This is a genomic window from Klebsiella sp. 10 (genome assembly GCF_018223925.1).
Taxonomy (GTDB): Bacteria; Pseudomonadota; Gammaproteobacteria; order Enterobacterales; family Enterobacteriaceae; genus Klebsiella; species Klebsiella pneumoniae.
On record NZ_JAGRRB010000007.1, the window covers coordinates 15,188 to 28,390 of the forward strand.

Below are 13,203 nucleotides of genomic sequence, written 5' to 3' on the forward strand. Positions count from 1 at the left end.
ACGCATAGTAAAAGTTATCCGCTATTCAGCGGAGGACCCGTTACATCCCAAGGAGACCAATATGTCTATAGCTCATCAAAACGCACATACTATTATTCGCGATATTTTATCTAAGCAGCACATTGAGCGCGTATGGTTTGTTGGCTGCGGTGGTTCATTAACCGGTTTCTGGCCGGGGAAATATTTTCTCGATTGTGAAGCTAAAAAGCTGGCCGTCGGCTATGTTACCAGTAATGAATTTGTCCATGCGACGCCGAACGCGTTAGGTAAAAACAGCGTAGTGATCCTCGCCTCGCAGCAGGGCAACACCGCTGAAACGGTGGAAGCCGCCCGCATCGCACGTCAGAAAGGCGCCGCCACTATTGGACTGGTATATACCCCCGGCACGCCGCTGTGCGAACACAGCGATTACACTATTGAATACTGCTGGGCGCGCTATCCCGAAACCGTCGATCCGACGCAGCAAAAAGCGGCATATAGCCTGTGGCTGGCGCTGGAAGTACTTGCGCAAACTGAGGGATACGCCCATTACGATGAGATGGTCAGCGCCTTTGCCAGTTTTGAATCCGTGGTACGCGGCGCTCAGCAGCAGGTTCAGGCGGATGCGCGCCATTTTGCCGAAGCCTGGAAGACCGAAAAGGTCATCTACATGATGGGCAGCGGCCCCTCATTCGGCGCCGCGCATCAGGAATCCATCTGTATTCTGTTGGAGATGCAGTGGATTAACTCCGCCAGCATCCACAGCGGCGAGTATTTCCACGGCCCCTTTGAGATTACCGAAACGGGAACGCCGTTTATTTTATTAAAAAGCAGCGGCCGCACCCGCCCGCTGGATGATCGCGCGATCCGCTTTATCGAACGTTACCAGGGAAAACTGCAGATTATTGACGTGGAAAAGGTGGGAATCGACGCACTGCACGCCAGCGTGCGCGAATATTTCTGCGGCCTGCTGCACAACTGCGTACTGGATGTTTACAACCTGGCGCTGGCCACCGCTCGCAACCACCCGCTGACCACCCGCCGCTATATGTGGAAAGTCGAATATTGATTCGCTAACCGCCTGCCAGCCCCGGCGTAATTCTCCGGGGCTGCGTTGAGGATTACCAGCTAAAATCTTCAATACGTAATTCAAAAATATCGTGAATATAGCCAATTTCCGCTACCGGTAGCGCCACGTTATAGAGTATTTTCAGGCGCTGGAACGAGTGATTCACCATGGCAATAAATTCGCCATGCTGGCTGGTAAATTGCTCAAGATCTTTATAATGGCTAATTTCATTACGCATTACCAGACGCTCAATCATACAGCTGAGATGCACATATAAACTGATAATTAAGTTATTATTAAAATGAAAATCAAGCGTATTTTGCCACTCAGCGATAATGGTTTCGATATGACCCATGGTTTTTCCAGCATTCAGTATCGTCAGAGAGTTGACAACGTTATGCAGTGAAAACTCACGAACCATATTTTTATTAATCAGCGCAATTTGCTTTTCATTAAGATAGCCGCTTAAGAGCTGACTCAGATGTCGATGCCCCTGCTCGCCAAGTAGTTCCTCAATGCCAACCCAGGGCACTCCGGCCAGCTGCGGGTCGTGGGTACCCACGACCGCAATAACTTCATACTGGTGGAGCAACGATACCGCCGTACGACTGTTTTTTAAGCGCGTATACTCGCAGGCGATGATGTTAATATCAAAATCGTTGAGCAGGCTCTTCTCCATCAGATTTTTAAATTTAAATGCGGTACCGATACCTGTAATACAGGTCACCAGCAGCACACGCTCTTTTTTTTCTGCGGGCCAGAACACATCCCAACGCGACTGATTAAGCGGCACGATCTCTTCGGCGATTTGTTCGATGTTTTTTCCCAACGCGATCTCGCTGGCAACGTTCAGCGCCATGCGGGTCGTGACGTTATCCACCACTACCAGCGGGCCGTTAATCACCGACAAAAGCGCATCGGCAATCTCCTTGGTGTAGCCCATATCAATAAGCACCATCACACCCGCACGCGTGTCCGTATGCTGGAGATAATCAACCACGGCGCGACTGACATCGTTAAACGCCACCTCCATCGGCATATCCATGGCCTGGTAGATCTTCTCGCCAATCAGGCGGTTGGCAACGCCGGCAATGCTGCTGGCGGTCGAATAACCGTGGGCGATTATCAGCGCTTTCACTTTTCCGCCGCTGGTCGCATCGATAGCATTACTGACAATGGCGGTAATCGCCAGACGGTCAAGCGTATCGATGAGCAGATCGTATTTATTATTGACGACATCCAGTAGTTTCTCCGCGATGCGTTGCGCCAGCCCCGCCGAGGAGTCCAGCCAGCGCTGCATCACCAGACGCACGGGCTCAGCAACGCTGCGCGGCGCCAGAGGGAGGCTGGTGAGGTAGCGGCCGGTAAGATAAGCCAATTCGACATTTAGCTGAAGGTCATAATTGACAGCGATTGCTTTGCCCACATCTTCAATAAAGCGCAGCCGTTTGTCCTGCAGAGAGACCGTACTCTCCTGATTCATCAGCGCATCAAGATAGAGCGTCACGTTCTGATAAATAAGCTTTTCAAAGGTCCGCACGCTAATATTATCCTGAGCCAACTCCTCGCACAGGCTACAAATATTTTCCGTTAGCCGTTGGTATTCATGGTGACGACCAGAAAAAAGAGGCTGCGCGTCGCCATCGCGGTAAATCATAACCCGCTCGCTATTTTGCTGAAGGGTAAAAGGCGCATCCGCCAGTAATCGGTCGGGCAGCAAACCCGCTTTTATATGTAAAAGACCGCTATCACGTTCGCCAAATGTCCAGGCGCTGGCGCAAATATTGCGAATCAAATTTTCCAGCCCACCGACATTTCCTTCAAGCGTTTCACGCATTAGCTGGCTGACGATTTCGCCATCCAGCTCCAGATCGTGGTTCAAACGCTGGGCTTCACGGCGGAAAAAGTGGTGGATAAACGCCAGCCGCTCGAATTGGCCGCGTTCAGCGATCGGCAGAATTTTTACAATCACCGGAATACGGCGAATAAAGGTCGCCAGGAAGTGTTTTTCCAGATCCTCGGTTGAAGCAAAAATTAGCCGCACCGTGGCGCTGCGCTCGTCGGCGCTCTCCCCCAGCCGGCGCCAGCTACCGTTATCCATAAAATGAAACAACTTTTCCTGGCCTTCGGGCGGCAGCCGATGAACCTCATCGATAAACAACACCCCGCCGTTGCTGGTCTCGATAAGACCAGGAACGGCCTTATCGGCGCCGGTAAAGGCCCCCTTCGCATGACCAAATAACTTCGAGGTCAGTAGTTCTGGATTATTCGCGTACTCGGCGCAGTTAAATACGGTAAAAGGCGCATCGGCAGGTAAAATACCTTCATCTATTGCGTAGTGCCAGAGCTGGCGAGCTAGAAAACTTTTCCCGGTGCCAGTAGGGCCCCGCAGCAGCAGCGGCAGACCTGCGCCAGGGTAGCTGATGGCAGCCTTGCACTGGCGCAATGCTTCCTGCAGGCTGCCCTGCGCGCCAATCAGCTGCGCCAGACTATCCTGACGATCCGCGCACAGCGCCTGAATGGAGGCGTATTCGCCGTGCCGAACCGCCAGGCGGTGATGATCGCGCAGAACGGTAACGGGTAAAAACAGCACCGGGCGACCGTTCACTTTGACCACCCGCTGCTCGCGATGGAGATTATTCAGATGATGGCTGATGATGCTGCGTTTTTGCTTCAAGCTATCGGCGATGGCCATAGCGTTAAACTCGCCCAGCGCTTCCGCCGTCAGCGCTCGCCCGGCGATCCGTTGTTCTAGTTGGCGAAAAATCGACTCCTTATTCATCTCGCTCCCCTGTCAAAAGCGTAAAATTCGCTTATACGACAATTCGCGCAGGACGTCGCTGCCGCCAGCCACACTTCTTTAAAAACGCTTAATTTTTCATGGCTTAACGTTCCCCGCATGCCAGATGCGCTCGGCATAGCGGCCAATCACCGCCAGCGAGACGGCAAGGATCAGGAAAAACAGCACCTTGTGCATCCCGTTCCAGAAAAACTCAAAGAAACGGGTATAGAGATTGATCGCCAGGAAGGTTAGTCCGAAGCCGCGCAGCATTCCGTCATCGGTTTTCAGGCTGATAAAAATGCAGACGCCGGCCGCTACGGCAAACAGCAGCCCCCACGGCAGGAGTCGCGCCTGGCTCACCTGGTACCAGCTGTCTGCGTCGTAATTGCCGAAAATCGACATGATCCACAGCGCAATAAACAGGTACGTGAGGCCCATCGCCTTGCTGACGGTAAACAGCTGCCGCTGGCGAAGCAGGGATTGCGCGCCGTAGCAGAGCGCCAGCAGCGCGCCGCCGAACAGGACGAAGCGAATCGGGTAGTTCATGCCCAGCCAGTAGGCGCCCCACCCCGAGACGTAGCCGGTTTCCGCGCCGAACCAGTTGCCCAGCGCCAGCAGAAAAAAGAGCCACACCAGCCCGGAGCGGGCAATATAGCCGATGGCGCCGTAAATCACGCATCCGGCCAGAAACAGCGGTGCGATATGGCCGCTGCCGTTATCCAGCCGTTCGCCAAGCTGCCATAGCGCCACGGCGGTAAAGACGACGCCCAGAAACAAAATCGCCTCTGTGCTGTAGTGCCACTGCGTCTCCCGCCGCTGGCGGCGAAAACCCCAGCCGTAGCAGGCGACTGCCAGCAGCGCAGGCAGCAGGATCCGCATCAGCGCCGAGTGGCTGAACAGGCTCAGCAGCCACGCCACCAGCTCGCTGTCGGCGAACAGACTACCCAGGGAAATCAGCACGCAGGCCAGCGCGGTCCAGAAGGCATAGCGGCTCAGGCGCCGCCAGTCGAAGGGGGAGACGCGCATCGTTTGCGCCAGCCGCTGGCTGTCCGAGGGGGTTAACTCCCCGCTGGCCTGCCAGGCCTTCAGCGCGCGCTGAATAATGCGCTGCTCTTTTCGGGTTACGTTCATAGGCATTCCTTGAGACTGATGACAAACCTGTTTTCGCTAATATGCTCGCCTTTCTGCCGGGCAGCGGCTGTCGCCCTCCCCGGCCTACTTAACCATTTATATATCAGATTGTTACTCCTTACCGTAAGCCCGCGTAAGCGCAGCGCCGCCGAGCATGATATCAGGCACGGAGCCGCTTTATTGCCGGGTGGCGGCTGGCGCCTTACCCGGCCTACGGTCCGTAGCAGCCAGCCGTTAACTTACCCACTTGTGCGACTGAAACTGCCGCTGTTGCGGCCTTAACATCGCTGAGTCGTTCCCGGCAGGCCGGGGCAGCCCGCATGGATGCGGGCTGAGGGCCGTGTTTTGCAAGGACGCTGCCTCGGCCCGACCCGAAGCCTGCAGGGATAAGTCGAAGGCACCGCGCAGCGGCGATGTTGCTGGCCGGAGCCCGGGGGTACAGGGGGCGGCGGCGACTGGCGCCCCCTGTGCGCTCCCTGCGCCATGACTGCCATAACGCAGAAAATTAACCGGGAGCGCAATGTGTGCTGAAGTCGTAAATCACATACAGGACTTCCCGACAGTGCTTTCCCTCCCCTACTCCCGGAGGGAGAGGGAAGCGTCCAGCAGCGCCGGCCGGGCAATACCCGAAGATGGCACATTGCCAGCCATCTGATTCCTTGTGATTAATGTTGGTCCAGCCACGCCAGCGCCTGCTCGCCCGCCTCGTCCATCGGCAGGTAGACCAGCAGGCGCGAGCCGTTGCGCGGCGCCGAATACCAGTACATCTGCTGCAGGCTGAATCGCCCGAGCTGCGGGTGGTTAAAATGTTTAATCTGGTTTTCCACGCCGCGCACCTCGTAGCGCTGATGCCACAGCGCTTCAAACTCCGACGAGGCGGCGAAAAAGCGCGCCAGTTTGTTTTCCCACGCCGGATCGCCGCGGTGCTCGGCCATCGCGGCGCGGAAATAGGAGACGAAGGTCGGCAGCACATCGCGATTTTCGATCCGGCTGCGCCAGGTCTCATGGGTCAGATAGAGATAAATGCAGTTGCGATCTTCTTCCGGGAGGGTGGCGAAATCGATGCCCATCAGGCGGCAGAAGCTGTCGTTCCACGCCACAATATCAAAGTTCGGTTTCTGAATGCTGGCCGGCTGCGGCATCAGGCTGTCCAGCATCCGGCGGGTCCCTGGGCTGATGCCTTCGCACACCGTCACCTGGGTGGCTTCCGGCGGGGTCAGCCCGGCGAGCACGAACAGATGCCGGGTCTCCAGCGGACTGCACTGCAGGGCATTCGCCACCCCCACCAGCACCGCCTCCGACGGATTCACCTCCCGCCCCTGCTCCAGCCAGGTGTACCAGGTAACGCCGACGTCGGCGAGCATCGCCACCTCTTCCCGGCGCAGACCCGGCGTGCGCCGGCGGCCCACCCGGGGCAACCCCAGGCGCTGCGGATCGAGGCTTTCACGGCGGGCGCGCAGAAAGGCCCCCAGCTGTTTGCGTCGATCGTCCGGCACGGCGATCGTCGACTCCCGTTGCGGCATCGTGGTCATCACCCCTCCAGCATAGTAGTGCCAATACCAGTATAGACAGGAACTGGTACCCGTTTAATTTATCGGTAATGCTACGTCGGTCTGCTGAATGACGCAATGGAGAATCCCATGAATACGTCTGCTGTTTCACCCGGCCGCGCCGGTCTGTTGCTGCTGCTGAGCGGCCAGATGCTGCCGCTTATTGATACCTCGATCACCAATGTGGCGCTGGACGCCATCACCCACACCCTGGCGGCCAGCGCCACGCAGCTGGAGCTTATCGTCGCGCTGTACGGCGTCGCCTTTGCCGTCTGCCTGGCGATGGGCAGTAAGCTTGGCGATAACTATGGCCGCCGGCGCCTGTTTATGTGGGGCGTCGCCCTCTTTGGCATCGCTTCCCTGCTGTGCGGGATAGCGAACAGCATCGGCGCCCTGCTGGCGGCCCGCACCCTGCAGGGCGCCGGGGCGGCGCTGATTGTGCCGCAGATCCTCGCGACCCTGCACGTCACCCTCAAAGGCCCCGCCCACGCCCGGGCCATCAGCCTGTATGGCGGGATCGGCGGGATCGCCTTTATCGTCGGTCAGATGGGCGGCGGCTGGCTGGTGTCGGCGGACATCGCCGGGCTGGGCTGGCGCAACGCCTTTTTTATCAATGTGCCGATCTGCCTGCTGGTGCTGGCTCTGAGCCGCCGCTATGTGCCGGAAACCCGTCGCGAGACGCCGTCGCGGATTGACTGGCAGGGCACCCTGTACCTCGCGCTGATCCTCTGCTGCCTGCTGTTCCCGATGGCCCTCGGTCCGGAGCTACACTGGCCGCTGTGGCTGCAGCTGATGCTGGTGGCGGTCCTGCCGCTGCTGTTCGCCATGCGTCAGAGCGCCCTGCGCCAGCAGCAGCGTGGCGACCATCCTCTGCTGCCGCCGCGTCTGCTGCAGTTGACCAGCATCCGCTTCGGGATGGCCATCGCCCTGCTGTTTTTCAGCGCCTGGTCCGGCTTTATGTTCTGCATGGCGCTGACCATGCAGGAGGGGCTGGGGATGGCGCCGTGGCAGTCCGGCAATAGCTTCATCGCCCTCGGCGTGGCCTATTTTATTTCGGCGCTGTATGCCCCGCGGCTTATCGCCCGCTACAGCATGGGGCGGATCCTGCTGACCGGTCTGGCGGTGCAGATCGCCGGACTCCTGCTGCTGTGCGCCACCTTCTCCCGCTTCGGCGTCGCCACCAGCGCCCTGACGCTGGTTCCCGCCACGGCGCTGATCGGCTATGGCCAGGCGCTGATCGTCAACAGCTTTTATCGGATTGGTATGCGCGATATCAGCGCCAGCGACGCCGGGGCCGGGAGCGCAATCCTCAGCACCCTGCAGCAGGCGACCCTCGGTCTCGGACCGGCTATCCTTGGTTCGCTGTTCCTGGCGCTGGCCCGTCGCGGCGGCGGAAACTATCCGCAGGCGCTGATTGATTTTCTGCTGGTCGAGGTGGCCATGATGCTGTTGCTGGGGGCGATAGCGCTGTGGCTGCGCCATCATCTCAACCGACAGCCGGCGACGGTGGCCTCGTAATACCGGCGGCGGTAATTTGCATAATAGCTATCCAGCGGTCATCATACCCGCTGGATATTCAGGAGACGTTATGCAGGAATTAATATCGCAAATTGCCGCCTTAGGAATCGAAATAACCCCCACCCGCTCGCTGATGATTATCTTCGGCATTATCTTGTTCACCGCCGTGGTCGTGCATCTGATATTGCACAAAGTGGTCCTGCGCGCATTTGAAAAACGGGCGCTGGCCAGCAGCCATCTGTGGCTGCAAATCATCACGCAGAATAAACTCTTTCACCGACTGGCCTTTACCCTGCAGGGGATCATCGTCAACGTCCAGGCGGTGCTGTGGCTGCAAAAAGGCAGCGAGGCCGCGGAAATATTAACCACCGTGGCCCAGCTGTGGGTGATGATATATGCCATGCTGTCCTTCTTCTCGCTGCTGGATGTCATTTTAAAACTGGCGCAGAAATTTCCCGCCGCCTCACAGTTGCCGCTGAAGGGCATATTCCAGGGAATTAAGCTGGTGACGGCGATTATTATCGGCATTCTGATTATTTCGCTACTGATAGGCCAGTCGCCAGCGATCCTGATTAGCGGGCTCGGCGCGATGGCCGCGGTGCTGATGCTGGTGTTTAAAGATCCGATCCTCGGTCTGGTGGCCGGTATCCAGCTCTCTGCCAACGATATGCTCAAGCTTGGCGACTGGCTGGAGATGCCGAAGTACGGCGCCGACGGCGCGGTGATCGATATCGGCCTCACCACGGTCAAGGTGCGCAACTGGGACAATACCATCACCACCATTCCGACCTGGTCGCTGGTCTCTGACTCGTTTAAAAACTGGAGCGGCATGTCGGCCTCCGGCGGCCGCCGCATCAAACGCAGCCTTAACATCGACACCACCAGCATTCATTTTCTTGATGAACAGGAGCAGCAGCGCCTGATCCGGGCGAAATTACTCAAACCCTATATGGATTCACGCCACGAGGAGATTAGCGCCTGGAACCAGCAGTACGCCGGGGAGCAATCGATCCTCAACGAGCGGCGGATGACCAATGTCGGCACCTTCCGCGCCTATCTGCAGGAGTATTTACGCCATCATCCGCGCATCCGCCAGGATATGACCCTGATGGTGCGCCAGCTGGCGCCGGATGCCAACGGCTTGCCGATCGAGATCTACTGCTTCACCAACACCGTGGTATGGGCGGAATATGAGGGGATCCAGGCGGATATTTTCGACCATGTCTTCGCTGTGGTGGATGAGTTTGGCTTACGCATTCATCAAACGCCCACCGGCAACGATATTCGCGCGCTGACCGGCGCCTTCTCCCGCTGATCCTCAGACGCTGGCGCGGTCTATCACGCGCCAGTCCATCATCACCCGCTCGACGGCAGCGTCGGGATCGTCGATGCGTTTCATCAGTAGAGACACCGCCGTACGGCCGATCGCCCGGGAGGGCTGTTCGACGGTGGTCAGCTGCGGGGAGACCACTTCCGCCAGCTCGGTGCCATCGAAGCCGATCACCGCGATATCCTCCGGCACCCGCAGTCCGGCCTGGGCGATAGCCCGCAGCGCCCCGGCGGCGAGGGAGTCCGAAACGGCAAACACCGCATCGGGCTTCTCGTCTTGCGACAGCAGTTGCTCCATCGCCCGTTTACCGGCCGCCGCGCTAAGATCCTGCGCGTAGGTCACCTGCTGATACGCCAGACCGTGCACGTGCAGCACGCTTTTATAGCCGCGCTCGCGCAGACGGGCATAGCGATAGCTGAGGTCGTGATTAATGAGCGCGATGCGGCGGCGGCCGCTATCGGCCAACCGGGATACCGCCCCCTGAGCCGCCTCAACGTCGTTAATCCCGACGCAGGAGATGCTGCCGGTGTCGGCATACTCCGCGCACTGCACCCAGGGCGCATCGCCAATCATGGTGGTCAGTTCCGGCAGGCTGGAGAGCGCGTTCATGGTAATAATGCCGTCGACCATTTTGCCGGAGAGCAGCTGCAGGCCCGAGGTCGAGCGGGCCAGATCCGACCCGGAGTTACACAGCAGAATGCGGTAGCCATTCTTCTCCGCCTCTTCTTCTATCCCCTTCACCACCTCGGCGCAAAAGGGGTTAGCGATATTGGAGACCATCACCAGGATCATATTGCTGCGGGCGGTTCGCAGCTGACGCGCCAGCAGGTTCGGCTGATAGTTGCTCTCTTTGATCGCCTGCAGTACGCGCTCACGGTTTTTGGCTTTTACCGTATCGCTGTTGTTCAGCACCCGCGACACCGTGGCCACCGAGACGCCGGCCAGACGAGCAATTTTCTGAATAGACATAAACCCTGCACTTCCTGCGATAGAGGTGGATCCTGCAGGCTATCATAAATGACCTCTGATTGGCCTGCCAGCCTGGCGCGAAAGCGTAGCTCAGCGAGACGGTGTCCCGGGAAACTATTAATAATCAGGGCTTCTCTCCCGCCCCGTTAACGCGCATCCTTTTGCCGTTTCATATTCTCATTAGCGCAGGAGGCGCAACAGACCGCCTGCGCCCCATTTTTTCTTTTATGATTAAGGATGATATCCCCATGAGGCTCTCCACCGCGGTTCTCGCCCTCAGCTGTGCCCTGGCAACGATCACCGGCTGCACCTCGTCAAAATCGTCACCGGAACGCCATGCCTACGCCTTCGTCGCCCACCGGTCCGATTTTGTCGGCGGCAACTTCACCGTCAACCGCCAGGAAAATTACCGTTTAAACCTGCCGACCTTTACGGCGATGTATGCCCGCGGACAGCAGGATAAAGCCGCTGGCATGAGCGAAAGCGATGCCCGCCGCACCGCGGAAGCCATCAAACAGCAGGCGGCGCAGGGCACCCGCACCGAGCACGCCTTCACCGGCAATGCCAGCGACAAATGGGATAATGCGATGGAAAATAAAGATGCCGTCCTGTTCGGCAACGAGCTCTCCGGTGCCTATCTCGACGGCTATCTTGGGGTGAAATAATCCTGCGCCCCACCTGCGCTCAGCGTTCAACGCTGACCCAGCGCTGTTCCTGATGGCTTTTGACGATCGCCTCGATGATGTACATCACATCGGCGCCGTCGTCGAAAGCGGCGAAGCGCCGGACCCCGGCCGCCGGCATCTTCCCGGCGCGCACCGCCTGATAAAAATGCCCCATCATATTCTTAAAGGCGTCCGGCCAGCCCTCAATATGGCCGCCGGGGTAATGGGCGCTGTCAGCGATTTCCGGCCGCAGCAGGCTCGGGTCATCGCTGAGCAGGCGATCCGGCTGCTCGCGGTGGCCGATCCACAGCCGCTGGGGCACTTCCTGATCCCAGGCCAGAGAACAGAGGCTGCCGTTAATCTCCACCGCCAGACGGTTTTTCCGCCCGGCGCTCACCTGAGAGACCATAAAGCTGCCTTTGCTGCCATCGTCAAAACGCAACAGCACCGAGCCAAAGTCCTCGGTATCGACAGGGCGCGTTTCATATGCCTGCGCCTCGTGAATGGCGCTGAAGGTCGCTTTGCCATTGACCGGCGCTTTACGCGTTGGCCAGACGATAGACAGATCCGCCATCACCTCGACAATCCGCCGACCGGTCATAAACTGCACGGTATCGCACCAGTGGGAGCCGATGTCGGCCACCGTCCGCGACGCGCCGCCCTGCGCCGAATCGACCCGCCAGTTGTAATCGGTCTCCAGCAGCATCCAGTCCTGCAGATAGCTGCCGTGGGCCGCGAAGATTCTGCCGACCTCGCCATGGCGGATCATCGCCGCCGCATGCTGGACCATAGCGAACTGGCGGTAGACGAAGCTGACGCCATGCACCACGCCGGCCCGGGCGGCAAGCGCCACCAGCTCCCGCGCCTCCTCCGCCGTCATACACAGCGGCTTTTCCGAGAAGATGTGCAGCCCGGCGGCGAGGATCTGCCGATTAATCTGGGCATGTAGATGGTTGGGCGTACAGTTATGCACCACCTGCAGCCCCGGATGGGCCAGCAGCGCCTCCACGCTGTCGTAGGCATGGGCAATGTTCAGCGCTCGCGCCTTGCGCTGCGCCGCCTCAAGGCGGCTGTCGCACAGCGCCACCACCTCGACATCTCCCAGCCGCCGCAGCGCCTCCAGATGCGCCGGGCCGATAAACCCTGCCCCGATAACCGCGACCTGAATCATGTTATTCCCTCCCGCCGGCGGCAAAGTCATCGAAGGCCCGTCCGGCAACGGGAATGATATGGCGGCGGATAAACTCGCTGCCCTCGCGCGCGCCGGTCTCACTATCCTTCAGGCAGCACTCCCACTCCAGCACCGCCCAGCCGGCAAAATCATATTCGGTCAGCTTACTGAACACCCCTTTGAAGTCGATCTGTCCGTCGCCGGGAGAGCGGAAACGCCCGGCCCGCTGCTGCCAGGGCTGGTATCCACCGTAGACGCCATTGCGCCCGTTGCGGCGAAATTCGGCGTCCTTGACGTGAAACGCTTTAATACGCGCATGATAGATATCGATATAGGTCAGGTAGTCCATCTGCTGCAGATGCAGGTGGCTCGGGTCATAGAGCATATTGCAGCGCGGATGGTTATCCACCAGCGTAAGAAAACGCTCAAAGGTCACGCCATCGTGCAGGTCTTCGCCGGGATGGATCTCATAGCAGACATCGACTCCCTGCTCGTCGAATAGGTCCAGCAGCGGCCGCCAGCGCCGGGCCAGCTCGGCAAAGGCCTCATCCAGAAGCGGCTGATTGTGCGGCGGCCACGGATAAAAAAAGGGCCATGCCAGCGCCCCGGAAAAGGTCGCGTGCGCCTGCAGCCCCAGGCGGCCGGAGGCTACCGCCGCCTGGTGCACTTTCTCCACCGCCCAGCGCTGGCGCGCCTGCGGATCGCCATGCAGCGCCGCCGGGGCAAAGGCGTCTAACGCCGCGTCATACGCTGGATGCACCGCCACCAGCTGTCCTTCAAGGTGAGTGGACAGCTCGCTGATCACCAGCCCATGCTCCGCCAGGATGCCGCTGACCTCGTCGCAGTAGGTCTGGCTCGCCGCCGCCCGCTCGACATCAAAAATCGCCGGGTGGTTGCAGGGGATCTGCAATGCCTTGTACCCCAGGCCGGCGGCCCACTGCGCTATCCCCGCCAGGGTGTTGAACGGCGCCTGCGGCCCGATAAACTGCGCCAGAAAAATGCCCGGTCCCTTAATCGTTTTCATACACCCTCCTGAAAA

At 59.0% G+C, this 13,203-nt stretch carries 10 protein-coding genes; 4 read left to right on the top strand and 6 right to left on the bottom strand.

The window, feature by feature from the left end; translation table 11 throughout:
• Window positions 1-61 precede the first annotated feature (61 nt).
• Window positions 62-1,048, top strand: a complete 987-nt coding sequence (locus KHQ26_RS08260) for an SIS domain-containing protein (RefSeq protein WP_004147471.1) — start codon at window positions 62-64, stop codon at window positions 1,046-1,048.
• A 52-nt stretch (window positions 1,049-1,100) separates the two neighbouring features.
• Here the strand turns inward: KHQ26_RS08260 and KHQ26_RS08265 are convergent, their stop codons facing one another.
• The 3 genes from KHQ26_RS08265 to KHQ26_RS08275 all read right to left on the bottom strand — a co-directional run bounded on the left by KHQ26_RS08265 (window position 1,101) and on the right by KHQ26_RS08275 (window position 6,493).
• Entirely contained in the window at window positions 1,101-3,830 is a 2,730-nt protein-coding gene (locus KHQ26_RS08265; RefSeq protein ID WP_020804108.1) for a sigma 54-interacting transcriptional regulator, read from the bottom strand.
• A 96-nt stretch (window positions 3,831-3,926) separates the two neighbouring features.
• Window positions 3,927-4,961 carry a DUF2157 domain-containing protein gene (locus KHQ26_RS08270; RefSeq protein WP_020804105.1) on the bottom strand — a complete coding sequence of 345 codons (1,035 nt, stop codon included), beginning with the start codon at window positions 4,959-4,961 and terminating at the stop codon, window positions 3,927-3,929.
• A gap of 665 nt (window positions 4,962-5,626) precedes the next feature.
• Complete coding sequence (locus tag KHQ26_RS08275) at window positions 5,627-6,493, bottom strand: helix-turn-helix transcriptional regulator (RefSeq protein ID WP_004151823.1); 867 nt, start codon at window positions 6,491-6,493, stop codon at window positions 5,627-5,629.
• 108 nt (window positions 6,494-6,601) lie between these two features.
• Here KHQ26_RS08275 and KHQ26_RS08280 point away from each other — a divergent pair, with 108 nt between their 5' ends.
• Window positions 6,602-8,029: an MFS transporter gene (locus KHQ26_RS08280; protein WP_020804834.1), complete on the top strand. Its 1,428-nt coding sequence runs from the start codon at window positions 6,602-6,604 to the stop codon at window positions 8,027-8,029.
• A gap of 70 nt (window positions 8,030-8,099) precedes the next feature.
• Window positions 8,100-9,344, top strand: coding sequence for a mechanosensitive ion channel family protein (locus KHQ26_RS08285; RefSeq protein WP_004142570.1), 1,245 nt, complete (start codon window positions 8,100-8,102; stop codon window positions 9,342-9,344).
• A gap of 3 nt (window positions 9,345-9,347) precedes the next feature.
• Here KHQ26_RS08285 and KHQ26_RS08290 read toward each other — a convergent pair whose 3' ends face one another.
• Window positions 9,348-10,328, bottom strand: coding sequence for a LacI family DNA-binding transcriptional regulator (locus KHQ26_RS08290; RefSeq protein WP_004176981.1), 981 nt, complete (start codon window positions 10,326-10,328; stop codon window positions 9,348-9,350).
• A 248-nt stretch (window positions 10,329-10,576) separates the two neighbouring features.
• Between KHQ26_RS08290 and KHQ26_RS08295 the strand changes: the two genes are divergently transcribed.
• Window positions 10,577-10,993, top strand: a complete 417-nt coding sequence (locus KHQ26_RS08295) for an Exc2 family lipoprotein (RefSeq protein WP_004183289.1) — start codon at window positions 10,577-10,579, stop codon at window positions 10,991-10,993.
• A 19-nt stretch (window positions 10,994-11,012) separates the two neighbouring features.
• On the opposite strand, the gene KHQ26_RS08300 is transcribed toward KHQ26_RS08295, so the two are convergent.
• The gene (locus KHQ26_RS08300; protein WP_032410173.1) at window positions 11,013-12,164 is read right to left on the bottom strand and encodes a Gfo/Idh/MocA family protein; all 1,152 of its coding nucleotides are present in this window, start codon (window positions 12,162-12,164) and stop codon (window positions 11,013-11,015) included.
• 1 nt (window position 12,165) lies between these two features.
• Entirely contained in the window at window positions 12,166-13,188 is a 1,023-nt protein-coding gene (locus KHQ26_RS08305) for a sugar phosphate isomerase/epimerase family protein (protein WP_020804837.1), read from the bottom strand.
• Window positions 13,189-13,203 lie beyond the last annotated feature (15 nt).